At 61.1% G+C, this 25,459-nt stretch carries 20 protein-coding genes; 9 read left to right on the plus strand and 11 right to left on the minus strand.

Features of this window, described 5'->3' with window-relative positions; translation table 11 throughout:
* Positions 1 to 6: 6 nt before the first annotated feature.
* From HX823_RS03060 to HX823_RS03075, 4 genes are all read right to left on the minus strand, one after another.
* The gene (locus HX823_RS03060) at positions 7 to 1,677 is read right to left on the minus strand and encodes a bifunctional protein-serine/threonine kinase/phosphatase (protein ID WP_177074090.1); all 1,671 of its coding nucleotides are present in this window, start codon (positions 1,675 to 1,677) and stop codon (positions 7 to 9) included.
* On the minus strand, positions 1,677 to 2,888 hold the full coding sequence (locus HX823_RS03065) for a NarK/NasA family nitrate transporter (RefSeq protein WP_016979267.1): 1,212 nt from the start codon (positions 2,886 to 2,888) through the stop codon (positions 1,677 to 1,679). The genes HX823_RS03060 and HX823_RS03065 overlap by 1 nt, the downstream gene beginning before the upstream one ends.
* Positions 2,889 to 3,045: 157 nt before the next feature.
* Positions 3,046 to 3,621, minus strand: coding sequence for an ANTAR domain-containing response regulator (locus HX823_RS03070; RefSeq protein WP_010208501.1), 576 nt, complete (start codon positions 3,619 to 3,621; stop codon positions 3,046 to 3,048).
* Positions 3,622 to 3,634: 13 nt separating this feature from the next.
* Positions 3,635 to 4,861, minus strand: a complete 1,227-nt coding sequence (locus HX823_RS03075; RefSeq protein ID WP_177074091.1) for a CmpA/NrtA family ABC transporter substrate-binding protein — start codon at positions 4,859 to 4,861, stop codon at positions 3,635 to 3,637.
* A 274-nt stretch (positions 4,862 to 5,135) separates the two neighbouring features.
* On the opposite strand from HX823_RS03075, the gene sctC reads away from it, so the two are divergent.
* The 5 genes from sctC (at position 5,136) to HX823_RS03100 (ending at position 8,919) form a co-directional block, all read left to right on the plus strand.
* The gene (gene sctC / locus HX823_RS03080; RefSeq protein ID WP_177074181.1) at positions 5,136 to 6,563 is read left to right on the plus strand and encodes a type III secretion system outer membrane ring subunit SctC; all 1,428 of its coding nucleotides are present in this window, start codon (positions 5,136 to 5,138) and stop codon (positions 6,561 to 6,563) included.
* 15 nt (positions 6,564 to 6,578) lie between these two features.
* Positions 6,579 to 6,803 (plus strand): FliM/FliN family flagellar motor switch protein, encoded by a 225-nt coding sequence (locus HX823_RS03085; protein ID WP_033900531.1) that lies wholly within the window; start codon positions 6,579 to 6,581, stop codon positions 6,801 to 6,803.
* A 155-nt stretch (positions 6,804 to 6,958) separates the two neighbouring features.
* The gene (locus HX823_RS03090; RefSeq protein ID WP_038847167.1) at positions 6,959 to 7,354 is read left to right on the plus strand and encodes a winged helix-turn-helix domain-containing protein; all 396 of its coding nucleotides are present in this window, start codon (positions 6,959 to 6,961) and stop codon (positions 7,352 to 7,354) included.
* Positions 7,347 to 7,808, plus strand: a complete 462-nt coding sequence (locus tag HX823_RS03095) for a transglycosylase SLT domain-containing protein (protein ID WP_038847164.1) — start codon at positions 7,347 to 7,349, stop codon at positions 7,806 to 7,808. Before HX823_RS03090 ends, HX823_RS03095 begins: the two co-directional genes overlap by 8 nt.
* Positions 7,809 to 7,893: 85 nt before the next feature.
* Positions 7,894 to 8,919, plus strand: coding sequence for a quinone-dependent dihydroorotate dehydrogenase (locus HX823_RS03100; RefSeq protein ID WP_177074092.1), 1,026 nt, complete (start codon positions 7,894 to 7,896; stop codon positions 8,917 to 8,919).
* A 126-nt stretch (positions 8,920 to 9,045) separates the two neighbouring features.
* Here the strand turns inward: HX823_RS03100 and rmf are convergent, their stop codons facing one another.
* On the minus strand, positions 9,046 to 9,261 hold the full coding sequence (gene rmf / locus HX823_RS03105; protein WP_002553055.1) for a ribosome modulation factor: 216 nt from the start codon (positions 9,259 to 9,261) through the stop codon (positions 9,046 to 9,048).
* Positions 9,262 to 9,793: 532 nt separating this feature from the next.
* Here rmf and rlmKL point away from each other — a divergent pair.
* Together rlmKL and HX823_RS03115 are read left to right on the plus strand one after the other, a co-directional pair.
* Positions 9,794 to 12,058, plus strand: a complete 2,265-nt coding sequence (rlmKL, locus tag HX823_RS03110; protein ID WP_122726549.1) for a bifunctional 23S rRNA (guanine(2069)-N(7))-methyltransferase RlmK/23S rRNA (guanine(2445)-N(2))-methyltransferase RlmL — start codon at positions 9,794 to 9,796, stop codon at positions 12,056 to 12,058.
* Positions 12,059 to 12,198: 140 nt separating this feature from the next.
* Positions 12,199 to 14,598 (plus strand): GGDEF domain-containing protein, encoded by a 2,400-nt coding sequence (locus HX823_RS03115; protein WP_177074093.1) that lies wholly within the window; start codon positions 12,199 to 12,201, stop codon positions 14,596 to 14,598.
* A 124-nt stretch (positions 14,599 to 14,722) separates the two neighbouring features.
* Here HX823_RS03115 and dacB read toward each other — a convergent pair whose 3' ends face one another.
* Positions 14,723 to 16,183 (minus strand): D-alanyl-D-alanine carboxypeptidase/D-alanyl-D-alanine-endopeptidase, encoded by a 1,461-nt coding sequence (gene dacB, locus HX823_RS03120; protein ID WP_038847815.1) that lies wholly within the window; start codon positions 16,181 to 16,183, stop codon positions 14,723 to 14,725.
* A gap of 238 nt (positions 16,184 to 16,421) precedes the next feature.
* Here dacB and HX823_RS03125 point away from each other — a divergent pair, with 238 nt between their 5' ends.
* Positions 16,422 to 16,766, plus strand: a complete 345-nt coding sequence (locus HX823_RS03125; RefSeq protein WP_033900540.1) for a YggL family protein — start codon at positions 16,422 to 16,424, stop codon at positions 16,764 to 16,766.
* Positions 16,767 to 16,802: 36 nt separating this feature from the next.
* Here the strand turns inward: HX823_RS03125 and HX823_RS03130 are convergent, their stop codons facing one another.
* Positions 16,803 to 17,993 (minus strand): benzoate/H(+) symporter BenE family transporter, encoded by a 1,191-nt coding sequence (locus HX823_RS03130; protein WP_038847817.1) that lies wholly within the window; start codon positions 17,991 to 17,993, stop codon positions 16,803 to 16,805.
* Positions 17,994 to 18,219: 226 nt separating this feature from the next.
* On the opposite strand from HX823_RS03130, the gene HX823_RS03135 reads away from it, so the two are divergent.
* Positions 18,220 to 18,984, plus strand: a complete 765-nt coding sequence (locus HX823_RS03135) for a GntR family transcriptional regulator (protein WP_015885332.1) — start codon at positions 18,220 to 18,222, stop codon at positions 18,982 to 18,984.
* 140 nt (positions 18,985 to 19,124) lie between these two features.
* Here HX823_RS03135 and guaD read toward each other — a convergent pair whose 3' ends face one another.
* The 4 genes from guaD to xdhA all read right to left on the minus strand — a co-directional run bounded on the left by guaD (position 19,125) and on the right by xdhA (position 25,237).
* Positions 19,125 to 20,429, minus strand: coding sequence for a guanine deaminase (guaD, locus tag HX823_RS03140; RefSeq protein ID WP_095017233.1), 1,305 nt, complete (start codon positions 20,427 to 20,429; stop codon positions 19,125 to 19,127).
* A gap of 12 nt (positions 20,430 to 20,441) precedes the next feature.
* The gene (gene xdhC / locus HX823_RS03145) at positions 20,442 to 21,281 is read right to left on the minus strand and encodes a xanthine dehydrogenase accessory protein XdhC (protein ID WP_177074094.1); all 840 of its coding nucleotides are present in this window, start codon (positions 21,279 to 21,281) and stop codon (positions 20,442 to 20,444) included.
* A gap of 115 nt (positions 21,282 to 21,396) precedes the next feature.
* Positions 21,397 to 23,796 (minus strand): xanthine dehydrogenase molybdopterin binding subunit, encoded by a 2,400-nt coding sequence (gene xdhB, locus HX823_RS03150; RefSeq protein WP_177074095.1) that lies wholly within the window; start codon positions 23,794 to 23,796, stop codon positions 21,397 to 21,399.
* The gene (xdhA, locus tag HX823_RS03155) at positions 23,789 to 25,237 is read right to left on the minus strand and encodes a xanthine dehydrogenase small subunit (RefSeq protein ID WP_038844929.1); all 1,449 of its coding nucleotides are present in this window, start codon (positions 25,235 to 25,237) and stop codon (positions 23,789 to 23,791) included. Before xdhA ends, xdhB begins: the two co-directional genes overlap by 8 nt.
* Between the last annotated feature and the right edge of the window lie 222 nt (positions 25,238 to 25,459).

Below are 25,459 nucleotides of genomic sequence, written 5' to 3' on the forward strand. Positions count from 1 at the left end.
ATGACGTCAGCGGTGAAAGAGTGAGTACAACAGCACCAGATTGATCAGCAGCGAGAGCAGCGCCAGGGTGCGCCAGACCTTCAAGGGTTCACGCTCCAGTAATGGCTTGGGGCGGATGCTCAGTTCCTGGCGGTCAGCCTGCTCCAGCACGCGCAACCACTCTTCGGCGGTCTCATAGCGATGGGCGGGTTGGGCCGCCACGGCCCGCTCCAGGCTGAGGGGCAGCCAATCCGGCACGTCCGGGCGGTAGCGGCTGGCGCTGACAGGTTGAGTGAACCGGGGCCGTTGGAAAGCCTCGATTTCGCCGTAGGGGTAGTGCCCCGTCAGCAGGTAATACAGGGTTACGCCGGCGCTGTATAAATCCTGTTGGGCCGTAGGACGCTCGCCGTTGAAAGCTTCAGGTGCAATAAAACTTGGGGTGCCCGGCAGCGCATGGGCGCTGTCTTCCGACAGGCCAGGGCAATACGCCAGGCCGAAATCCAACACCCGCAATTCGCCGTCGTCTCCCAGCAGCAGGTTTTCCGGCTTGATATCGCGATGCAGGATCTGCCGTCGATGCAGCATGCCCACGGCGCGCAGCAAACGTTCGGCAATCGACTGCCATTGTGCCAAGGGCAAGGGGCCTTGATGTTGGAACAGTTCGGCCAAGGTCTGGCCGGAATATTCACGCATCACATAGTACAAATGCTGGCGCCCGTTGCCGGCATGCACTTCAGGAAACGCCCGTCCCGCAACCCGCCGCAGGAACCATTCCTCCGACAGCAAGGCCTGGCCGGCATCATGCTCATCGTCGCGGCTCAGCGGCAGGGTTTTCAGCAGCCAGGGTTGCTGCTGGGCATCGCGCACCCGGTAAAGCAGTGACTGCCGGCTTTGTGCCAACACGCTTTCCACCTGCCAGCCTTCAAAGTGTTGCCCGGCTTTCAACAAGGGCGGCAGTGGCCATTGCTGCAACTGCACCAGCGCGTCGCCGAGGGTGGCGGCGCCGAGGGTGTCGATCCGGATGAGCAACGCGCTGGCATTGTCCTGGCTGCCGGCCAAATGCGCGGCAGTCACCAGGGTGTTGACGGCCAGTTGCATGTCCGTCTGTTCGCGCAGAATCGCTTGGATACTCTGATCGCCCAGGGTGGCCCACACACCATCACTGAGCAGCAGGAAACATTCGCATTCACGCAACTGACCGTCGAGAAAATCCACCACCAGGTGTTGATCCAGGCCAAGGGCGCGCTTGAGCACATGCTGCATGCCCGGTTGCTCCCAGACGTGATCCTCGGTGATGCGCTGCAATTGGCCGTCGAACCAACGATACGCCCGGCAATCGCCGACATGCGCCAGGGTAAACCGCTGGCCGCGAAACACCAGCGCGCTCAGGGTGGTCAGCAGCGGCTGACCACCGCCATTGGCTTGCAGCCAGCGATTCTGTGCCAGCAGCAAACGCTCCAGGGCCTGGGCCACGCCCCAGGTTTGCGGCGTGGCGTAGTAATCCAGGGCCAGCGCCTGCAAGGTCGAGCGCGCGGCCAGGCCGCCGTCGGCGCACTGGCTCACGCCGTCGGCGATGGCGCACAGGTAGCCCTTGCTGGCCGCCAGTTCGGCCACGGGCGTGACCACCCGCAGCGCGTCCTGGTTTTCCGCCCGTGGGCCAATGGCACTGGCCTGGGCGATGCTCAGATGCAGGCTCATCAGACCCGCGCAGCCGTCACGGCCGCCGAGCCCCAGGTGGTTCTCCAGCGACGCTTCACGCCATGGAGGCCGAACCAGGCCAGCACGCCCAGGCTGGCGAACAACCACAGCGCCATCTGATAGCTGCCGGTGCTTTGCTTGATCGCGCCCATGCCGGCTGCCAGGGCAAAGCCGCCGATACCGCCGGCCATGCCGATCAGTCCGGTCATCACGCCGATTTCACGGCGAAAACGCTGCGGGACCAACTGGAACACCGCGCCATTGCCTGCGCCAAGGCCCAGCATGGTGCAGACGAAAAGCGCCAGCGCCGCGTAGGAACTCGGCAGGTTGAATCCCACCGCCGCGATGCAGATCGCCGCCACGCTGTACATGCCCAGCAGGGTACGAATCCCGCCGAAACGGTCCGCCAATGCGCCGCCCAGTGGGCGCATCAGGCTGCCGCCGAACACGCAGGCGGCGGTGTAGTAGCCAGCGGTTACCGGGCTCAGGCCGTATTGGTCATTGAAATAGCCGGGCAGGGCGCTCGCCAGGCCGATAAAGCCGCCAAAGGTCACGCTGTAGAAAAACATGAACCACCAGCTGTCCCGGTCACCCAGCGCCTTGAAGTAGTCGGCCATGGACTTGGCTTTCGGGCGTTCCGGGGCATTGCGCGCCAGCCAGGCAAAGACAATCAGGGTCAGCACCAGAGGGATCAGCGCGAAACCGAACACGTTGCTCCAGCCAAACGCGGCCGCCAAAACCGGTGCCAGCAACGCGGCGAACACTGTGCCGGAGTTGCCTGCACCTGCGATGCCCATGGCTTTGCCCTGGTGTTCCGCCGGATACCATTGGGAGGCCAGGGGCAGCGCGACGGCAAACGAGGCACCGGCCATGCCGAGAAACACGCCCAGCAACAGCGCTTGTTCGTAGCTATGGATTCCGAGTTTCCAGGCTCCGAACAAGGCGCAGATCACAATCACCTGGCCAATCAGCCCGGCCGTCTTGGGCGACAGCTTGTCCGCCAGCATGCCCATCAAAAAGCGCAGAATCGCACCGGCGAGGATCGGCGTCGCGACCATCAGGCCACGCTGCTGAGTGGTCAGGTGCAGGTCGGCGGCAATCTGGATCGCCAAGGGGCCGAGCAGGTACCAGACCATGAAGCTCAGGTCGAAATACAGGAACGCGGCAAACAGGGTCGGGGTGTGCCCGGATTTCCAGAAGCTTGATTTCATCACGCACCTCAACGGTTGGGAGTCTTGCAAGAAGGCCAAAACGAAAAAACGCCGCCACCGGGTTCGCGAGGGCAAACCGGGTGTGCGACGTCTTTGTCGGGGAGGGGCAACCGCCGTTGGCTACCTGTGATGAATGCTTAGCAAGAGCTGCGCCAAATCATCCAAGCAGCTCACTCATGGCGATAATCTGCTCCGCCACCTGGATCAGCTTCTGTTGGCGGCTCATGGCCTGGCGGCGCATGAGGGTGTAGGCCTCTTCCTCGTTGCAGTCCTTCATTTTCATCAACATGCCCTTGGCCAGCTCGATGCGCTTGCGCTCGGCCAACTGCTGGTCGCGGGCTTGAAGCTGCGCGCGCAAGGCCTGGTCGCTTTCGAAGCGGGCCATGGCTACATCAAGGATCGGCTGAAGGCGCTGGGCCTGGATGCCTTCGACGATGTAGGCGCTGACGCCGGACTTGATCGCCTGGCGCATCACGTTCGGGTCGTGTTCGTCGGTGAACATCACGATGGGCCGGGGTTGGTCGCGGCTGACCAGCACGACTTGCTCCATCACATCGCGGCCCGGTGACTCGGTATCGATCAGGATGACGTCCGGGCGCACCGTTTCGACGCGTGCAGGCAGGTCAATGGTCAGGCCGGACTCATCGATGACGTCAAAGCCGGCTTCGATCAGTGCCGTCCTCAGTCGGCCGACTTTACGCGGCGTGTCGTTGATCAGCAGGATTCGCAGCATGGAGGTCCTCCTGTCAGCGCAAGGCTTGGCGGTGGGTCGGATCAGCCAGCGCATGCAGGCGGAAGCTACGGGCATAGCCGGCGGGGTCGGAACCGTCCCAGATTTTGCCGTCGATCAGCTGGCTGCTGCGCATGTTCTGGTCGTTCGTGACGATACCCAGCCCATCGGCGGCCTGGCGATACAGCGCCAGTTGTTGCACCTGGCGCGCGACGCCGAGGTAGTCGGGGTCTTCGCGCAGCAGGCCCCAGCGCCGGAACTGGGTCATGAACCACATGCCATCGGAGAGGTACGGCAGGTTTACTTCGCCGCCGGCGAAGAAGCGCAGCGCGTGGGGATCCTGCCACTGATTGCCCAGGCCGTCGTCATAAGTCCCCAGCAGGCGCGGCTCGATGCAGTCGAGCGGGGCATCGAGGTAGTCGCGGCCACTGAGCAATTGCGCGGTGGAGCGGCGGTTTTCCGTACTTTCTTCGATAAACCGGCTGGCCTCCAGGATCGCCCTCACCAGCACGCGTGCCGTGTTTGGATACTGGTCGACGAACGCCTGGGTGCAGCCGAGGACCTTTTCTGGATGATCCGGCCAGATCGCCTGGGTGGTTGCCAGGGTAAATCCTTGGTTTTGCTTGACCGCACTGGCGCACCAGGGCTCACCCACGCAAAACCCGTCGATGCGCCCGGCTTGCAGGTGCGCCACCATTTGCGGCGGCGGGACCACCACGCTGTCCACATCCTGCAAGGGGTGAATGCCCTGGCTCGCCAGCCAGTAATACAGCCACATGGCATGGGTGCCTGTGGGAAACGTCTGAGCGAAGGTCAGTTTTGTTCGGCTTTGGTGCACGTGGCGGTCCAGTGCCTCAGGAGTGATCACCCCCTGTTGTTGCAAGCCGTGGGAGAGGTTGATGCTCTGGCCGTTCTGGTTGAGCCCCATCAGCACAGCCATGTCAGTGGGTGCGACGCCGCCGATACCCAGGTGCACGGCGTAGATCAGCCCGTACAGGCTGTGGGCGGCGTCGAGTTCGCCGCTGACCAGTTTGTCGCGCAGGTTGGCCCAGGACGATTGGCGCTTGAGGTTCAAGGTCAGGCCATAGGGTTGTGCGAAGCCCTGGGTAGCCGCCACCACCATCGAGGCGCAGTCGCTCAAGGCCATGAAGCCCAGGTCGAGGCTGCTCTTTTCCGGGGCATCACTGCCGTTGACCCAGGCCAGCGGGTCGTTCATCGGGCTGTTGCCAACCGAATCGTTCATCAACACCTACCTTTTCTTTCAAAAAAAAGCGTCGTTCCCTCAGATGGCGATGTAAGCCAACGCGGGTAACGACGCCTTTGTCCGTAAGCTCGCTCCGCCGTTGGCGCGTGCTCTGATACAGAGTTCATAGCAAGGCACATGCCACGGCTGGTTGGGCCTGGAGCGTCATCAACTTTCCATCAAGATTGAAAGCGGGCGGGCTCTCAGTATGGCGACTCTCCCACTGCCAGCCCGCCCAGGAAAACCCACGGTGTACGCCGAAGTCCCAGTAACGATGCCTCGCCTCTGGCTACACCGCCGACTGTTGTTTGTCGTGCTGCTACTGATCAGTGCGCTGGCCTGGGGTGAGCTTTACCAAGCGCAGGACGAAAGCCTGCAGACCGTGTTCACTGCGCTGTCGGTGCCACTTGGGCTGCCTATCGTTGTCAGTCGCGAAGTTGCACGCAAACGCCTCAGCGCAGCACTGGATTTTGATGCGCCACAACAGGCCCTGGAGGCGCTTGCACTTGAGCAAGGGTTGATCTGGTACAGCGACGGGCAAGCGTTGTATGTCTATGACGCGGGTGAAGCCAAGAGCTCTGCGGTGACCTTGCGGCATATCTCCGTCGACAGGCTGCGTAACCTCATGCGGCGCTCCGGCCTCGATGAGTCGCGCTATCCGTTGCGTGAAAGCGGAGCGCGCACGTTCTCTGTCTCCGGCCCACCGAATTACATCGACCAGGTGCTGCGTCTGGCTCAGTTGATGGACCGGCAACGGGCGGAGTTGCGGGTGGGCGCTCAGTCCTTTGCCGTCGTTCAGGTGCTCAACACCGATGTGGTGGATCGCCAGTACGGCACGCGCGACAACCCGGTTACCGTGCCGGGGATGGCGTCGATGATCGAGACCTTGTTGGCCAGCGAGCAAAAGGGCTTGCTCTCTGACAAGAGCCTGGGCGTGATCGCTTACCCGGACAGCAACAGCCTGTTGATCAAGGGCAAGCCGGCCCAGGTGAGTTTCATCCAGAAACTGGTGGCGGAACTCGACGTGCCCAAGCGAGCGATCGAGGTCTCGCTGTGGCTGGTGGATGTTGAGCGCGATGAATTGAAGAAGCTGGGCCTGGATTCGGACGAACAACCGAAGGCGTCGACCACGCGCGTCTTGGCTCCCTTGGACGATAGCCAGCTTATGGCGAAGGTGGGTGCATTGGAGCGCCGTCGACGGGCGAAGGTGGTGACGTTGCCGGTGATCCTCACCCAGGAGAATGTGCCAGCGGTGTTTCAGGACAATCACACGTTTTATATGCCGCCCCGCGGAGATGATCGCGCTGACTGGAAACCGATGCGTTATGGCACCCAGGTCAGCGTGCTGCCGCGTTTTGGCGAGGGCAACCAGATTGAGATGCGCCTTGAGGTGGACGAAGGGCGCCAGATGAGTGAGCCGGGGCAGCGTGAAAAAAATGCGGCGGTGGGGCGGATCGGCATCAACAGCGTGGTCCGAGTGCCTCAGGGCAGGCGCTTATGGCTGGGTGCGTTTCAACGGGAATCAGAAGGGCGCACGGCAGGTCGTGCAGCCCAAGTACGCCTGTTTGTGATCCAGGCCAGGGCGGTGGGGAGTGAATTGAAGGGGCAGGAAGAGGCGGGAGGGCCACCGCCCCTGACTGCGGCGCAATACGAGCGTGTCCAGCGCGCGTTTGTGCGACCGCAGCGCGATGTCTCACCGTAAACAAGGTGTTAACCCATGCATCTGGAAATTCTTCTACAGGAACAACTGATCAGCCGCAGACGGCTGGCGGCCTTTGCACCCGGAAAGGTGCTGCCGTTGGCCCCGGAGATCATCCACAGCGTGGAAGTCCGGGTGAACGGGCAACTGCTGGCCTTGGGCGAGCTGGTGCAGTTGGAGGATCGGCTGGGGGTTGAGTTGCATGAGGTGTATCAAGCGTGGCTGCCTGTGGAAGAGGGATAGCGAAACGTCTTACAGCACGTTTTCAAAAGCCGCTGGATGTATGGGTTTTTTCCTAGCGTGAGTCGTGAGCCAGGTTTTTATAGTCGTGACATGGGTGCATGGGTCAGTGATTGAAATGAGGGCTTCAATGTCAGCAGTCGGATGCCGAGGTAAGCATGGCCGTCATGGATGATGGAGAGACGGCGACTTCCCTGGTGTTCGCACGTTGGACCCTGCATCACCACGGCCGCCTGACCGGTGAGGGTTCGGATGTCCAGTTACCGCCCAAGGAGTGCCAGGTGTTGCGGCTGTTGTTGGTGTCTGACGGTGCCTTGATGACCAAGGATCGCTTGCTGGAACTGGGCTGGCCGCAGGGAGAGGTTGCCGAGGAGTCGTTGACGCGCTGCATTTACTCGCTGCGCAAGTACCTCGGTGCCGACAAGGGGTTTATCAAGACGATCTACGGCCGGGGGTATCGCTTTACCTGTCCGGTGCGCGCAATGTCGGGGCGGGCGCAACAGGTGTGTGCGGCCTGCGGGCACGTCAGCCAGGGTTTGTTGAAACGTGGCTAGGTTCTGGAGCAAGGGCTGGGTGCTGGGTGCGCTGATGGTCAGTCATCAAGCGTTGGCCTACTGCTGGGAGGAGGCCGCCAGTCACTACAATATCGAGCCGGAGTTGTTGCAAGCGATCGCCGTCGTAGAGTCGGGTAACCGCGCGCAAGCGATGAATCATGCCAACCGTAATGGCACCCGAGACATCGGCCTGATGCAGATCAACAGCATTCATCTGCCACGCTTGCTCAAGCAGGGCATCACTGAGGATCGGTTGATCAACGAGCCATGCCTGTCGGTTGAGGTGGGGGCTTCGATCCTGGCCGAGTTCATCCAGCGCTTTGGGTACAACTGGACGGCAGTGGGTTCCTACAATGTGGGGACAGGCGCCGGGCCCGAGCGTGAGGCATTGCGCCTGCAGTATGCGCAGAAAATCTGGGCATATTACGAGCAGTTGGTCGCGCATCGTTACTGACGATTGGGGTTCACGCCTCGCGCCTTACCTGTCACCCCGGCTATAATCGCCGTCACCTTTCGCCGCCTCCGAGTCTAGCCCGCCCATGTATACCCTGGCCCGCCAGCTGTTGTTCAAACTTTCCCCGGAAACTTCCCACGATCTGTCCCTGGACCTGATCGGTGCCGGTGGCCGCCTGGGGCTCAATGGCCTGGTATGCAAGGCTCCGGCAAAAATGCCGGTCTCGGTGATGGGGCTCGATTTTCCCAACCCGGTCGGCCTGGCGGCTGGCCTGGATAAAAACGGTGCGGCCATCGATGGCTTTGCGCAGTTGGGTTTCGGATTTGTCGAAATCGGCACCGTCACCCCACGTCCACAGCCGGGCAACCCCAAGCCGCGCATCTTCCGCCTGCCGGAAGCCGAGGCGATCATCAACCGCATGGGCTTCAACAATCTGGGCGTTGATCATCTGCTGTCGCGGGTTCAGGCGGCGAAGTACAAGGGCATTCTCGGTATCAATATCGGCAAGAACTTCGATACGCCGGTCGAGCGTGCCGTCGACGATTACCTGATCTGCCTGGACAAGGTCTACGCCCATGCGAGCTATGTCACGGTCAACGTGAGTTCGCCTAATACACCGGGCTTGCGCAGCTTGCAGTTTGGGGACTCCCTCAAGCAACTGCTGGAAGCCCTGCGCCAGCGCCAGGAAGACCTGGCCGTGCGCCATGGCAAGCGCGTGCCGCTGGCGATCAAGATTGCCCCGGACATGAGTGACGAAGAAACCGTACTGGTTGCCCAGGCCCTGGTGGACGCCGGCATGGACGCGGTGATCGCGACCAACACCACCCTCAGCCGCGTCGGTGTCGAAGGCCTGGCCCATGGTGATGAGGCGGGCGGTCTGTCCGGTGCTCCAGTACGTGAGCAGAGCACTCATATCGTCAGGGTGCTGGCCGCCGAACTGGCTGGGCGCTTGCCGATCATCGCCGCAGGAGGCATCACCGAAGGCAAGCACGCAGCGGAGAAGATCGCCGCAGGTGCCAGCCTGGTGCAGTTGTACTCCGGCTTTATCTACAAGGGCCCGGCGCTGATCCGCCAGTCGGTGGACGCTATCGCAGCACTGCCAAAAGCCTGAACTGCACCCATTAAAAAGGGCTCCATCAAGGAGCCCCCTGGGCCGAAGCCCGCCGCCCGGATGGGGCGTGCGTGGTTAAGTCGTTAAATCTTCATCGGTGGTGATGTCGGAATTAGTTGCCCTTGATTAGCCGACGGCGTGAAGTTCGTTGAGTCTGTGGATTCCCGCAGTGCCAGTCATACCGTCCCAGTTGTCGCCGCGTCCTTCTCGCCAGCCGTTGATCCAGGCTTGGCGTACCGACGGTAGAGTAAATGGGCAAAGCTCACGGGATTTGCCATGAACGCCATATTGATATCCGCGTAAAAATGCTCTTTCCAACGGATCACGCTTAAGTCTTCTCATAGGGTGTTTCCCTCACTTGTTGACTGTCTTGATATCCTTCGGCCCCGCTTGGGGCCGGGCAGAGTTTTTCTGCCGTTGGTGGGCTCGCTGCCGGCGTGGCGAGCCTATGTGTCGGCGTCGTTACGGCGCCAACCTGTGTTGAGTTCTAACCAATAGGTCACATGGATTCAATGATCGTTTTGTCATAAGCACGTAACGATAACGATGCTATAGCCATAAGCTGGGATGGCTTTTCGCCCCATTTGTGGGGCAAAGCCAGCTATGATGCACCCTGCATAGAGGATGGGTTTAATCCTTTAGTGAGAATGCCCGCCCGTTGCAGTCGGTTATTATTCGACGAAGGGTCGGAATATTTCTTTTTGTTACAGCTAATTGTTTATCTGCCCCGTCAATAAAGGCCCAAACGCCTGTCGGACGGGGTGGGACGGCACATTTGTGCCACGCGAGCACTCTTCAAGAAAAGTGCTTGATTGAAAACCGAGCCGGCGATGCGTCGCCCGTTCATTTATTGCTGAAAAGCCTGGAATGCCCCATGTCGGACCGTTTTGAACTCTTCCTCACCTGCCCCAAGGGCCTCGAAGGCCTGCTGATCGAGGAAGCCGTCGGGCTTGGCCTTGAGGAAGCCCGCGAGCACACCTCGGCCGTGCGCGGCATGGCCGACATGGAAACCGCCTACCGCCTGTGCCTCTGGTCGCGCCTGGCCAACCGCGTATTGTTGGTGCTCAAGCGCTTCCCGATGAAGGACGCCGAAGACCTCTACCACGGCGTGCTGGATATCGAGTGGGCCGACCACATGGTGCCGGACGGTACCCTGGCTGTTGAATTCAGCGGCCACGGCTCGGGTATCGACAACACTCACTTCGGCGCGCTGAAGGTCAAGGATGCGATCGTCGACAAGCTGCGCACGCCGACCGGCGAACGCCCGTCCATCGACAAGATCAACCCGGACCTGCGCATCCACCTGCGTCTGGACCGTGGCGAAGCCATCCTGTCCCTCGACTTGTCGGGCCACAGCCTGCACCAGCGCGGTTACCGGCTGCAGCAGGGTGCGGCACCGTTGAAGGAAAACCTGGCCGCCGCGATCCTGATCCGTGCCGGCTGGCCACGCATTGCCGCTGAAGGCGGCGCGTTGAGCGACCCGATGTGCGGCGTGGGCACCTTCCTGGTGGAAGGCGCAATGATCGCCGCCGACATGGCGCCCAACCTGAATCGTGAACTGTGGGGCTTCACCACCTGGCTGGGCCACGTCCCGGCGCTGTGGAAGAAGCTGCACACAGAGGCTGCCGAACGCGCCGCCATCGGCATGAACAAGCCGCCCCTGTGGATCCGAGGCTACGAAGCCGATCCTCGCCTGATCCAACCCGCGCGCAACAACATCGAACGCGCAGGCCTGAGCCATTGGATCAAGGTGTACCAGGGCGAAGTCGGCACCTTCGAGCCGCGTCCGGACCAGAACCAGAAAGGCCTGGTGATCTGCAACCCGCCGTACGGCGAGCGTCTGGGTGACGAAGCCAGCCTGTTGTACCTCTACCAGAACCTCGGCGAGCGTCTGCGCCAGGCGTGCATGGGCTGGGAAGCGGCGGTGTTCACCGGCGCGCCGGACCTGGGCAAGCGCATGGGCATCCGCAGCCACAAACAGTATTCGTTCTGGAACGGCGCGTTGCCGTGCAAGCTGCTGCTGATCAAGGTCAATCCAGACCAATTCGTCACCGGCGAGCGTCGCACCCCGGAACAGCGCCAGGCTGAGCGTGAGCAAGCCGCTTACGATCAAGCCCCGGCTGAGCCGCAAGAGCGCCAGTACAACAAGAACGGCAACCCGATCAAACCCGCGCCGGCACCTGTGGTCGAGCAGGCGCGCCTGAGCGAAGGCGGGCAGATGTTCGCCAACCGCCTGCAGAAGAACCTCAAGCTGCTGGGCAAGTGGGCCAAGCGTGAAGGCGTGGATTGCTACCGTGTGTACGACGCCGACATGCCGGAATACTCCATGGCTATCGACCTGTACCACGATTGGGTCCACGTCCAGGAATACGCCGCACCGAAATCCATCGACCCGGAAAAAGCCTCTGCGCGTATGTTCGATGCCCTGGCCGCGATTCCCCAGGCGCTGAACATCGACAAGAGCCGCGTGGTGGTCAAGCGTCGCGAGCGTCAGAGCGGCACCAAGCAGTACGAGCGCCAGAGCGCCCAGGGCAAGTTCACCGAAGTCAGCGAAGGCGGCGTGAAGTTGCTGGTCAACCTCACCGACTACCTGGACACCGGCCTGTTCCTCGACCATCGCCCGATGCGCATGCGCATCCAGAAAGAAGCGGCCGGCAAGCGCTTCCTCAACCTGTACTGCTACACCGCCACCGCCAGTGTGCACGCGGCCAAGGGCGGCGCGCGCAGCACCACCAGTGTCGACCTGTCCAAGACCTACCTGGACTGGGCGCGTCGCAACTTCTCCCTCAACGGTTTCTCCGACAAGAACCGTCTGGAGCAGGGTGACGTAATGGCGTGGCTGGAGGCCAGCCGCGATGAGTTCGACCTGATCTTCATCGACCCGCCGACCTTCTCCAACTCCAAGCGCATGGAAGGCATCTTCGACGTACAGCGCGACCACGTGCAGTTGCTTGACCTGGCCATGGCGCGCCTGGCACCGGGCGGCGTGCTGTATTTCTCGAACAACTTCCGCAAGTTCGCGCTGGAGGACAACCTCAGCGAACGTTATGCGGTCGAGGAGATCAGCGACAAGACCATCGACCCGGATTTTGCGCGCAATGCCAAGATCCACCGGGCGTGGAAAATCACCGCACGCTGATTGCTTCACCAAAAAGCCGCAAGCCTGGATTATTCCGGGCTTGCGGCTTTTTTACGCTGGTCAAACCCAGGGCCGATGGCTATAACTTAAGGCCTAGCCAAAGTGACACCCCCCGCACGCTGGCGTTGTGAGTGTTGCCTATGCCGTTGCAAGCCGTTCGCCCGAAAATCCTAGGCTTTATCAGTGAGCAGGCGTCGGCTTGGCTGGTGGCATTGGTGGTGTTGCTGGCAGGGTTTGCCTTGACCGCGATTGTCGCCTGGGCGGCTTCCGATCTCTATCAGCAACAGGTGCGCCAGCGCTTTCAGTTGCTGGTCAATGAACGCTACACCCGCCTGCAGGAACGTTTCGAAGATCAGGAGCAACGGCTCAACAGTCTGCGGCGTTTCTTCGTCAACTCCGATGATGTGTCCCGCGAAGAGTTCGACGGTTTTGCCCAGCCCTTGTTGTTGCGCGCCCGTGCTTACTCCTGGGCGCCACGGGTGTATCGCGAACAGCGCAGCCAGTTCGAGCAAAAGGTGTCCAGCCAACGCGGTGCACCCTTTTTCATCCGTGAATTGAATTCGGCTGGCGAACTGGCCCCGGCGCCCGAGCGCGACGAATACGTGCCGGTGCTGTACAGCCAGACCCAAAGCTTGCTGGGTGCCCCCCTCGGTTTTGACCTCTTGGCCCAGCCCCTGCGGCGTTCAACCCTTGAGCGCGCGCAAAAGACCGGCAAGCTGGCGGTGTCCCAGCCCATGCAATTGGTGGGGGTGGAGCCGGCCTATGCCACCGGGGTTTTACTGGTCGCGCCGGTGAGTCACCTGCCCACCTCGGATCAGTCGCAGAACGAGCCCTACGGCTATGTGATGGCGGTGATCAGCATGCGCCAGCTGGTAGCCGACGGCTTGCCTAAGCCAGACCGGGACAACCTGGTGATGCAGATCATCGACACGTCCGACCTGCAGAAACGCGTACTCTTCGAGTCCACCAATGAGGTAGGCAGCAGCGACTTGGTCGGCGCGCGCCGCCTCACGCTGGGTGACCATGTGTACGCCCTGAAACTGCGCCCCAGCCAGGTGTTCGACCAGGCCAACCATTCCTCGCTGAACACCATCCTGACCATGGGCGGCCTGCTCAGCCTGCTGCTCAGTGCCTTGCTTTATGTGCTGGTCAGCCAACGCCAGCGCGCTGTGAAGCTGGTGGAGCAACGCACTGCCCAGTTGCGCCTGCGTGAACAGGAATTGCGTGGCGCCCATGGCCAATTGCGCAGTGTGCTGAATGCCGCGACCCAAGTGGCGATCATTGCCACTGACCTGCGCGGTGTGATCAATACCTTCAACGCCGGCGCCGAGCAGATGTTGGGCTTCAAGGCCGATCACGTAGTGGGTACGCACACCTTGGAAAGCCTGCACCTGGCGCCTGAGCTGGAGGCGCGCGCGGCCAGCCTGAGTGTGGCGTTGGGCAAGCGTATTCCCGCCAGCCAGGCGATGCTGGTGGAAAGCCCGGACACCCTGCACGAAGCCCGCGAATGGACCTTGATCCGCGAAAACGGCACCCCGTTGACTGTGAACATGCTGGCCACGGTGTTGCTGGACGACCATGGTTTGTGGATCGGCCACCTGGCGATCTACCTGGACATTACCGAACAGAAACGTGCCTACGAGGCCTTGGCGGCCCGCGACCGCCTGCTCAAGAAACTCAGCGCCCATGTGCCCGGTGGGATCTTCCAGTTCACCCTGGAGCCCCAGGACAACTGGAAATTCATCTACGCCAGCGACGGCATGCGCGACATCTATGAAATCGAACCGAATGTGTTGCAGCAGGACGCGAATAAAGTGTTCGAGCGCATCCACCCGCTGGATGCGGAACGCGTGCGTGCTTCGATCCGCTTGTCAGCGTTGCAGTTGAGCCATTGGCGCGAGGAATACCGCGTGCTGTTGCCGCAACGCGGCCTGCGTTGGATTCGGGGCGAGGCGACTCCGGAAGAGTTACCCGCAGGCGGTACGTTGTGGCATGGCTACGTGTCGGATATTTCCGATCTGAAGCGGGTAGAAGAAGAACTGCGTGCGCTGTCCATCACCGACTCTTTGACCGGCATCCACAACCGTCGCTATTTCCAGGATCGCCTCAAGGCCGAGATGGTCAGGCTCAATCGCACCTCGGGTCACTTGTCGGTGATCATGCTGGATATCGATCACTTCAAACGCATCAACGACCAGCATGGACACGCCGTCGGCGATGGGGTACTGCAGGAATTGTGCAAGCGCATCAGCCAGCGCCTGCGCCGCACCGATGTGTTCTGTCGCCTGGGTGGCGAGGAGTTCATGGTGCTGTGCCCGCACACCGATGGCGAACAGGCCTACAGCCTGGCGATGGAATTGTGGACGTCGCTGCGCAGTGCGCCGATGGAACCGGTGGGCATCGTCACCGCCAGCTTTGGCGTGGCCAGCTGGCGGGTGGATGAAGGCATTGACGGGTTGCTGCTACGCGCGGACTCGGCCGTGTATGTGGCCAAGCAGGCGGGCAGGGATCGGGTGGAAGCCGAAAGACTGCGCGCTTGAGACCGCCGCAGGCCAATGTGGGAGCGGGCTTGCTCGCGAATGCGGTAGACCAGCCACTCTATTTGGCGACTGATACTCCGTATTCGCGAGCAAGCCCGCTCCCACAGGGGGACTGCGTTACCTCTTAAAGGACGGGAGCGGCCGCCACCACCTTCGGCTGACGATACAAATCCAGCAACACCTGATCCAGCACCGACGAAGCACCCCATGGTTTCGGATCGTTGAGGATCGCCACCACGGCCCAGGTATTGCCGTTGTTGTCGCGGCTGAACCCGGCGATGGCACGCACGGTGTTCAAAGTACCGGTCTTGACGTGGGCTTCACCACGCATGGCAGTGGTCTTCAGGCGCTTGCGCATGGTGCCGTCGGTGCCGGCGATCGGCATCGAGCTGATGTATTCGGCAGCGTAAGGGCTCTTCCACGCGGCTTGCAGCATGGCCGCCATTTCGCGGGCGCTGACGCGTTCGGCGCGGGACAGGCCGGAACCGTTTTCCATCACCAGGTGCGGCGCGGTGATGCCTTTCTTCGCCAGCCACTGGCGCACCACACGTTGGGCTGCCTTGGCATCGTCGCCGTCGGCGTCGTTGCGGAACTGCGCGCCCAGGCTCAGGAACAGCTGCTGGGCCATGGTGTTGTTACTGTATTTGTTGATGTCGCGAATGATTTCCGCCAGGTCCGGCGAGAAGGCCCGGGCCAGTACCTTGGCATCCTTGGGCACTGGCGCCTGGATATCACGGCCCTGGATGGTGCCACCCAGTTCCTGCCAGATCGCGCGCACGGCGCCGGCGGTGTAGGTGGCGTGGTCGAGCAATGACAGATAAGTCTGCGAGCTGCAGCCATCGGCCAATTGGCCGCTGACGGTGACCGTCACGCTGCCATCGGCGGCGGTGACCGGGTTGTAGCGCACATCACCGGTGCACTGCTTGGCGTTGGAGACCTTGACCTGGTTGTCGATGCGAATGCTGGCAATCGGCGGTTCGACCGACACCAGTACGCGGCCGGAGTCATTGCGCGTTACAAAACGCAGGGCCTTGAGGTTGACCAGCAGCGCGTCCGGCTTGACCAGGAACGGTTTGTTCTCGTCGTTGCCGTCGTCATTGAACTCCGGCAACAGCGGCTGGTTGAAGAAACCACGGTCCAGCACCAGGTCGCCGGTGACTTGCTGCACGCCGTTGGCGCGCAGGTCGCGCATCAGCAGCCAGAGTTTTTCCATGTTCAGCTTGGGATCGCCGCCGCCCTTGAGGTAGAGGTTGCCGTGCAACACGCCACCGCTGAGGGTGCCGTCGGTGTAGAACTCGGTTTTCCACTGGTGGTTGGGGCCGAGCATTTCCAGGGCCGCATAAGTGGTGACCAGCTTCATGGTCGAGGCCGGGTTCACGGAGACGTCTGCGTTGAACACGGTCGGCGTGCCGGGACCGTTCAGGGGGATCATTACCAAGGACAACGCAGTGTTTTGCAGCTTGGCTTTGGCCAGCGCCTGTTGAACATTCGGTGGCAGGGTATTGTTGACGGGGGCAGCGGAGACGGAAAAGGCCAGTGGCAGAATAAGACCGGCAAAAAACACAGAACGCAAAGATTTGATCATAAGAAGTAAAACCCTACTGCTGAGGAGGGTGAAAAAGGCGAGGGGTAAATAAGAAAAATCCCTCAATGGTCATGAAAGTGTCGGCATTATGCCCCAAGGTGGAGCCACTTGTAGCTGAACCATAGCTGGTATTCTGCGTTTTTTTTGCAGGCAAATTGCCGCCTGTCCCAGAGAGTCGGGCAATCGCCGCCTTAAACTGCTAAAGTGCCGCCCGTTATTACTTATGAGGATTGTTCCAATGGCGACTAACCGTTCCCAGCGTCTGCGCAAAAAACTGTGCGTTGATGAATTTCAAGAGCTGGGTTTCGAACTGAACCTGGACTTCAAAGAAGACCTGAGTGAAGAAGCTACCGACGCTTTCCTCGAAGCATTCATCAAAGAAGCCATGGAAGCCAATGGTCTGGGCTATGTTGGCGGCGATGACTTCGGTCTGGTTTGCCTGCAGAAGCGTGGCTCGGTCAACGAAGAACAGCGCGTAGCGGTTGAAAGCTGGCTCAAAGGCCGCAGCGAACTGAAAAGCGCTGAAGTCAGCCCACTGCTGGACGTGTGGTATCCGGAAAAGCCGATCAACGCGGCTAAGTGATACTAAAAAAACGGCGACCTCAGGGTCGCCGTTTTTTTATGCCTTGCGCCAGTTCAGAATCAGCAACGTCAACACCCCCGCCACAATCCCCCAGAACGCCGACCCGATGGAAAACAGCGTCAAGCCGGACGCCGTGACCATAAAGGTGATCAGCGCTGCTTCCCGTTCCTTCGGCTCATTCATGGCAATGCTCAAGCCATTGATGATCGAGCCAAACAGCGCCAACGCCGCAATCGACAGCACCAGTTCCTTGGGCAAGGCTGCGAACAACGCCGCCAAGGTCGCGCCGAACACCCCGGCAATTCCGTAGAACACTCCGCACCACACGGCAGCGGTGTAGCGCTTGTTGCGGTCTTCATGGGCATGAGGCCCGGTGCAGATGGCCGCGCTGATCGCCGCCAGGTTGATGCCGTGGGAGCCAAACGGCGCCAGCACCAATGAGGCCAGGCCGGTGGCGGTGATCAGCGGCGAGGCGGGCACGTTGTAACCGTCGGCCCGAAGCACCGCGACGCCGGGCATGTTCTGGGATGTCATCGCCACGACGAACAGCGGGATACCGATGCTGATGGTTGCGGCCAGCGAGAAGTGCGGCGTGGTCCACACCGGCGTCGCCACTTCCAGATGAAAACCACTGAAGTCCAGCAGCCCCATCAACCCCGACAATACGGTGCCGATTACCAGCGCAGCCAGCACCGCGTAGCGTGGCGACAGGCGTTTGATCACCAGGTAAGTGAAAAACATCCCCAGTACCAGCCCGGTGCGATGCTGCGCGGCGACGAAGATCTCGCTGCCGATCTTGAACAGAATCCCCGCCAGCAAGGCCGCCGCCAGTGACGCCGGGATGCGCTTGACCAGTTTTTCAAAGCTGCCGGTCAGCCCGCAGATCGTCACCAGCACCGCACAGGTGATGTAGGCACCGATGGCCTCGCCATAACTCACGCCGCCCAGGCTGGTGATCAGCAGTGCCGCGCCTGGCGTCGACCAGGCAATGGTGATCGGCGTGCGATAGCGCAGGGACAGGCCGATGCTGCACACCGCCATGCCGATGGAAATCGCCCAGATCCATGAAGAAATCTGCGCCGTGGTCAAACCGGCGGCTTGCCCGGCCTGGAACATCAGGACGAGGGAGCTGGTGTAGCCGGTCATCATGGCGATGAAGCCGGCGACAACGGCCGAGGGAGACGTGTCGGCCAGCGGGCGCAAAGGCGCTTGGGTGGCGTCGTTCATGGAGAGGTGTTCCTTTTACCTGGATTTTTGCCGTTGTCGGCACGGATTCAAGCCTAAACTCAAACGTAACGACTCATTGCAATACAGCCGACGGCGCAAACAGCCGTACAGTGTGTTGGCGCATCCGGTTGTGTACAATGTGCCCTGTTTTTAGGTGATACTTGCCAGCGACCCGCTGTTGACGTATTACCGTTAATTCGCCGCCGTTCTCCAAACCCGAGTGCCCATGAACGAACAGTTGCAACCTCTCAAGAAACAACCGCGAGCCGGCAAGGCCGGTCGCAGCGGAACCCAGGACGATATCGTCTACGCGCATATCTTCGAGGCGATCCTCGAACAACGCCTGGCACCCGGCACCAAATTGAGTGAAGAGGCACTGGGCGAAATCTTTGGCGTGAGCCGCACCATCATTCGCCGCGCCCTGTCGCGCCTGGCCCATGAAGGTGTGGTCCTGCTGCGGCCCAATCGCGGTGCGGTGGTGGCCAGCCCGAGCGTCGAGGAAGCCCGCCAGGTGTTCCTTGCGCGGCGTCTGGTGGAGCGGGCGATCACTGAACTGGCCGTCCAGCACGCCACGGCCGAACAACTGGCCGAGCTGCGCCAGATGGTCAACGACGAGCGCGACAGCTTTTCCCGTGGCGATCGTGGCGCCGGTATCCGCCTCTCCGGCGAATTCCACCTCAAGCTGGCCGAAGCGGCGAAGAACGCGCCGCTGATCAGCTTCCAGCGCAGCCTGGTGTCCCAGACCTCATTGATCATCGCCCAGTACGAAAGCGGCAACCGCTCGCACTGTTCCTATGACGAGCACACCCAATTGATCGATGCGATCGAAGCGCGGGACGCGGCGTTGGCGGTGAACCTGATGATGCATCACATGGACCACATCGACAGCAAGCTCAACCTCGATGAAGAGAGCGCGTCGGATGATCTGCATGCGGTGTTCTCGCATTTGTTGCAGACCAAGAAGCCGGGTCGTTCCTCAATAAAGCTGTAATTTCCCTGATTCACCGGGGACAAAAATGTGGGAGCGGGCTTGCTCGCGAATGCGGTGGATCAGTCAATACATCTGTTGACTGACACTGCGCATTCGCGAGCAAGCCCGCTCCCACATTTGGTTTTGTTGTTTGGCTGAAATTAGCGTTGGTGCACCAGCTGCCCGGCTGCATACGTCTGCAACACCGTCCGGTCATCCCCCAGCGTCATCAGCACAAATAACGTCTCGGCAATGTTCTTCGCCTGCTTCAAGCGGTAGCTCAGCAGCGGCGTGGCGTTGTAATCCAACACCAAAAAGTCCGCATCGGTGCCCGGTTGCAACGTGCCGATCTTGTCTTCCAAGCGCAATGCACGCGCACCGCCCAGCGTTGCCAGGTACAGCGATTTGAACGGACTCAACCGCGCACCCTGCAATTGCATGACCTTGTAGGCTTCGTTCAAGGTTTGCAGCAGCGAGAAACTGGTGCCGCCGCCCACGTCCGTGCCCAAGCCCACATTCAGTTTGTGCTTCTCAGCCATCGGCAGGTTGAACAAACCGCTGCCGAGGAAGAGGTTCGAGGTCGGGCAAAACGCGACCGCCGAACCGGTCTGCGCCAAACGTGCACACTCGTCATCACACAGGTGCACGCCATGGGCAAACACCGAGCGCTCGCCCAGTAGTTTGTAGTGGTCGTACACATCCAGATAGCCTTTGCGCTCCGGGAACAGTTCCTTCACCCACTCGACTTCCTGCTTGTTCTCACTGATGTGAGTCTGCATGTACAGGTCCGGGTATTCCCCCAACAGTTGCCCCGCCAACGCCAGTTGCTCGGGCGTGCTGGTCGGCGCAAAACGTGGGGTGACCGCGTAGTGCAGGCGGCCCTTGCCATGCCAGCGTTCGATCAGCGCCTTGCTTTCCTGGTAGCCGGATTCTGCGGTGTCGGTCAGGTAGTCCGGCGCATTGCGGTCCATCATCACCTTGCCGGCGATCATGCGCAGGTCGAGTTTCTCGGCGGCCTCGAAGAACGCATTCACCGACTGCGGATGCACACTGCCAAACACCAGCGCGGTGGTGGTGCCGTTGCGCAGCAGTTCCTTGATGAAAATATCCGCGACCTCTTCGGCGTGGGCCTTGTCGGCGAACTGGCTCTCGCAGGGGAAGGTGTAGGTGTTGAGCCAGTCCAGCAACTGCTCGCCATAGGCGCCGACCATGCCGGTTTGCGGCAGGTGGATGTGGGTGTCGATCAGGCCGGGCGTGATCAGCGCGTCCTGGTAGTGGGTGATCTCGATGTCGGCAGGCAGGGTTGGCAGCAAATCGCTGGCATGGCCGACGGCGCTGATCTGACCGTTTTCGATCACCAACAGGCCGTCTTCGAAATATTCGTAGGAGGCTTCGATCCCCACTTCAGCAGGGTCGGCGATGCTGTGCAGGAGGGCGGCACGGTAGGCTTTGCGAGTCAAAGGCATGGTGATCTCAATTCAAAGGGCTTGGCTGCGACGTGAAGCCGGCAGCAGTTTGGCAATAGGTTCGGCGCTGGCAGTGTGCTGGCCGAAATTGGCGTTATAAGTGGCGATGATTTCGCCGGCGATGGAGATGGCGATTTCCACCGGCAACTTGCCCTTTACCTCGGTGAGGCCCATGGGGCAGCGCATGCGTTGCAATTGCGCGGCGTCGAAGCCGCGATCACGCAGGCGGTGTTCGAACTTGACTCGCTTGGTCTTCGAGCCGATCAGGCCGAAGTAGGCAAAGTCATTGCGCTTGAGCAGGGCGGCGGTGAGTTCCAGGTCCAGCGCGTGATTATGGGTCATGACGATGCAGTAACTGCCCGTCGGCAGGTCGGCAATTTCGTCGACCGGCTCTTCGCTGACGATTTTACGCACGCCCTGTGGGATATGTTCTGGAAACTCCTGATCCCGCGAATCGATCCAGCGCACCCGGCACGGCAGGCTGGCCAGCAACGGCACCAGCGCACGGCCGACATGGCCGGCGCCAAACACCGCGATCTGCGCCTGCACCTGGCCCATGGGCTCGAACAGCAGCACGGTCACGCCGCCGCAGCACTGGCCCAGGCTGGCGCCCAGGCTGAAGCGCTCCAGGTGGGTGTTCTGCTGACCGCGTACGAGCATCTCGCGGGCGATCTGCATCGCCTTGTATTCCAGGTGCCCGCCGCCGATGGTGTCGAAGGTCTGCGCGGCGCTGATCACCATCTTCGAACCGGCGTTGCGCGGCGTGGAGCCGAGCTCTTCGATGATGGTTACCAGGACGCAGGGTTCGCCGCTGATTTGCAGATTCGCGAGGGCGCTGATCCAGTTGTTCATGTTTACCTCAACATTTCTGTTGTCAGTTCGGCCGTCTTCGCGAGCAAGCCCGCTCCCACATGGGAATGCATTTCAAATGTGGGAGCGGGCTTGCTCGCGAAGGCCGCGCCTCGGTTTAAAGCGAAGCCATCTCGGTATCAGCCTCAACCACCTTCGCCGCCTTTAACTGCCGCATTTGTTCGCACCCCCACAACACCCGCTCCGGTGTCGCCGGCGCATCAATCTTGGGCTGATGGCGATAGTCACCCAAACTCGCCACCGCATCCTTGATCGCGCACCACGAAGCAATCCCAAGCATGAAAGGCGGTTCGCCCACGGCCTTGGAATGGAACACCGTGTCTTCCGGGTTCTTGCGGTTTTCCACCAGCTTAACCCGCAGGTCCAGCGGCATGTCGGCCACGGCCGGGATCTTGTAGCTGGCCGGGCCATTGGTCATCAGCTTGCCCTTGTTGTTCCACACCAGTTCTTCCATGGTCAGCCAGCCCATGCCCTGGATAAAGCCGCCTTCGACCTGGCCAATGTCGATGGCCGGGTTCAGCGAGGCGCCGACGTCGTGGAGGATGTCGGTGCGCAGCATCTTGTATTCGCCGGTCAGGGTGTCAACGATCACTTCGCAGCAGGCCGCGCCGAAGGCGAAGTAGTAGAACGGCCGACCGCGCGACTGGCTACGGTCATAGAAGATTTTCGGGGTCTTGTAGAAGCCGGTACTGGAGAGCGAAACCTGGGCGAAATACGCCTGCTGGATCAGCGCCTCAAAGGTGAGGATCTGATCCCGCACGCGCACATGGCCGTTGTGGAATTCCACGTCCGCTTCGCTCACGTCGTACTTGTGTGCGGCGAATTCCACCAGGCGCTGCTTGATGGTTTCGGCGGCGTTCTGTGCGGCCTTGCCATTCAAGTCGGCACCGCTGGAAGCGGCGGTCGGTGAGGTGTTGGGCACCTTGTCGGTGTTGGTGGCGGTGATCTGCACGCGGTCGATTTCGACCTGGAACACTTCGGCCACCACCTGCGCAACCTTGGTGTTCAAACCCTGGCCCATCTCGGTGCCGCCATGGTTCAGGTGGATGCTGCCATCGGTGTAGATATGGATCAGCGCACCGGCCTGGTTGAGGAAGCTGGCGGTAAACGAAATGCCGAACTTCACCGGAGTCAACGCCAGGCCTTTTTTCAGGATCGGGCTGTGGGCGTTGTACAGGCGGATCGCTTCGCGGCGTTCGGCGTATTGGCTGCTGGCTTCTAGTTCGGCAGTCATCTCTTCGAGCATGTTGTGCTCGACGGTCTGGTAGTAGTGGGTGACGTTGCGCTCGGTCTTGCCGTAGTAATTGACCTTGCGCACCGCCAGCGGGTCGAGCGCCAGATGGCGGGCGATGGCGTCCATCACTTCCTCGATGGCGACCATGCCTTGTGGGCCACCGAAACCGCGATAGGCGGTGTTGGACGCGGTGTTGGTCTTGCAGCGATGGCCGTTGACGGTGGCATCGCCCAGGTAATACGAGTTGTCGGAGTGGAACATGGCGCGGTCGACAATCGAGTTGGACAGGTCCGGCGAGCAGCCACAGTTGCCCGCCAATTCCAGGTTGATCCCGTGCAGGCGGCCGCTGTCGTCAAAGCCCACGTCGTATTCGATATAGAAGGGGTGGCGCTTGCCGGTCATCAGCATGTCTTCGACGCGCGGCAGGCGCATCTTGGTCGGCTGGCCGGTGAGGCGCGCGACCACCGCGCACAGGCAGGCGGGGCTGGCCGCCTGGGTTTCCTTGCCGCCGAAACCACCGCCCATGCGGCGCATGTCGACGACGATTTTATTCATCGACACGTCCAGCACTTCGGCCACCAGTTTCTGCACTTCGGTGGGGTTCTGCGTGGAGCAGTAGACAATCATGCCGCCGTCTTCGGTAGGCATCACCGAAGAGATCTGGGTTTCCAGGTAGAAGTGTTCCTGGCCGCCGATATGCAGCGTGCCCTGGATACGGTTTTTCGCCGTGGCCAAGGCGCCCGCTGAATCGCCGCGCTGGTGGGTGTGGCTGTCGAGCACAAAATGCTTCTTGCGAAAGGCCTCGACCACGTCCAGCACCGGTTCCAGGTCTTCATATTCGATCACCGCGGCCATCGCGGCTTTGCGTGCGGTTTCCAGGTCGCGGGCGGCAACCGCCAGCACGACCTGGCCGACGAACTGCACGGTGTCGATGGCCAGCAATGGATCACCTGGCATCAAGGGGCCGATGTCTTTCAGCCCCGGCACGTCTTCATGGGTGATGACAATGCGCACGCCGTCAAAGGCATAGCAGGGCGCGGTGTCGATGCTGAGGATGCGGGCGTGGGCGCGGTCGGACATGCGCGCATACAGATGCAGTTGGTTGGGGAATTCCAGGCGGTCATCGATGTACTGCGCTTCACCGGACACGTGCTTGGCGGCGCTGTCATGCTTGACGCTGCGACCGACCCCGGAGGTCAGGTCCTGGGCGAACAGTTCGGCCAGCTCAGCCTGGGTTTTAACGACGGCGTGATGGTTAGACATAAGCGGTCACCCGAGTCTCGATGTGCGGCGTTTGCAGCTCGATGAAGTATTTGCGCAGCAGGTTCTGCGCGCTGAGCAGGCGGTATTCCTTGCTGGCGCGGAAGTCCGACAGCGGGGTGAAATCCTCGGCCAGGGCGGCGCAGGCTTTCTCGACAGTAGCGGAATTCCAGGTGGCGCCAACCAACGCGGCTTCGCAGCTTTTGGCGCGTTTGGGGGTAGCCGCCATGCCGCCGAACGCCACGCGGGCCTCGTTGATCACCCCGTTTTCGATCTTCAGGTTGAACGCGGCGCAGACGGCGGAAATATCATCGTCCAGGCGCTTGGAGACCTTGTAGGCGCGGAACAGCGTGTGGCCTTTGGGCACGATGATCTTCTCGATGAACTCGCTGTCCTGGCGCGCGGTGACGCGGTAGTCGATGAAGTAATCTTCCAGCGCCAAGGTGCGGCGGGTTTCGCCTTTGCACAAGACGATCTGCGCGCCCAAGGCGATCAGCAGTGGCGGCGAATCACCGATCGGCGAGGCGTTGCCGATGTTGCCGCCCAGGGTGCCCTGGTTGCGTATCTGCAGGGAAGCGAAGCGGTGCAGCAGTTCGCCGAAGTCCGGGTATTCGTGGTGCAGCGCGGTGTAGCAGTCGGAGAGGGCGGTGGCGGCGCCGATTTCCAGGCGGTCGTCGAAGTCGTCGATGCGCTTCATTTCTTCAATGTTACCGACGTAGATCATCACCGGCAGCGTGCGGTGGAACTGGGTGACTTCCAACGCCAGGTCGGTGCCGCCGGCCAACAAGCGGGCTTGCGGGTAGGCGTCATAGAGGTCGGCCAGGTCGGCGACGGTCAGTGGCACCAGGCAGCGTTTATCGCCGCTGTTGAGTTCACCGGTTTGCGTTGGTGCGATGGCTTTGAGGCGGGCAATGGTCTCGGCCTGGCGGCTGTCGAACTGATCCTGGGGTTTGTTGCAGCAAGCCTGCTCGGCGGCGGCAAGGATCGGGCGATAACCGGTGCAGCGGCACAGGTTGCCGGCCAGGGCTTCGTGGGCTTTTTGGCTGTCGGGGGCGTCGCTGTTCTTTTGCAGGGCGAACAACGACATCACGAAGCCGGGGGTGCAAAAGCCGCATTGCGAGCCGTGGCACTCGACCATGGCTTGTTGGACGCTGTGCAGTTGGCCCTGGTGCTTGAGGTCTTCAACGCTGATCAGTTGCTTGCCGTGCAACGACGACACAAAGGTCAGGCACGAATTGAGGCTGCGATAACGGATCTGCTCGGCGCCTTGAGCATCCGTATGCAACTCACCGACCACCACGGTGCAGGCACCGCAATCGCCGCTGGCGCAGCCTTCCTTGGTGCCGGATTTGCCCAAATGCTCACGCAGATAGTTGAGCACCGTCAGGTTGGGGTCCAGGGCGTGCTCGCTACGGAGTTCCTGGTTAAGTAAAAACTGGATCACGGAAGGCCTCGCAGACTCATTATTGTTGTTAACCGCTTTGCGCCGAATCTAGTCATGTCTGACTTTTCGGTCAACGATTTTCTGACCAGAAGGTCAAGAAAATGCAGTCGCAACACTTTCAATTATGGTCCAGTCTTCTGGAACCGGTGTTTTTGGGGGCTTGTGGGTGTTCATCGCTGCTTATTCCGTGCCAAATTCTGCAGGGTGGGCGTAGCGCCATCA

The organism is Pseudomonas sp. P7759 (assembly GCF_013386445.1).
GTDB lineage: Bacteria > Pseudomonadota > Gammaproteobacteria > Pseudomonadales > Pseudomonadaceae > Aquipseudomonas > Aquipseudomonas azotoformans_A.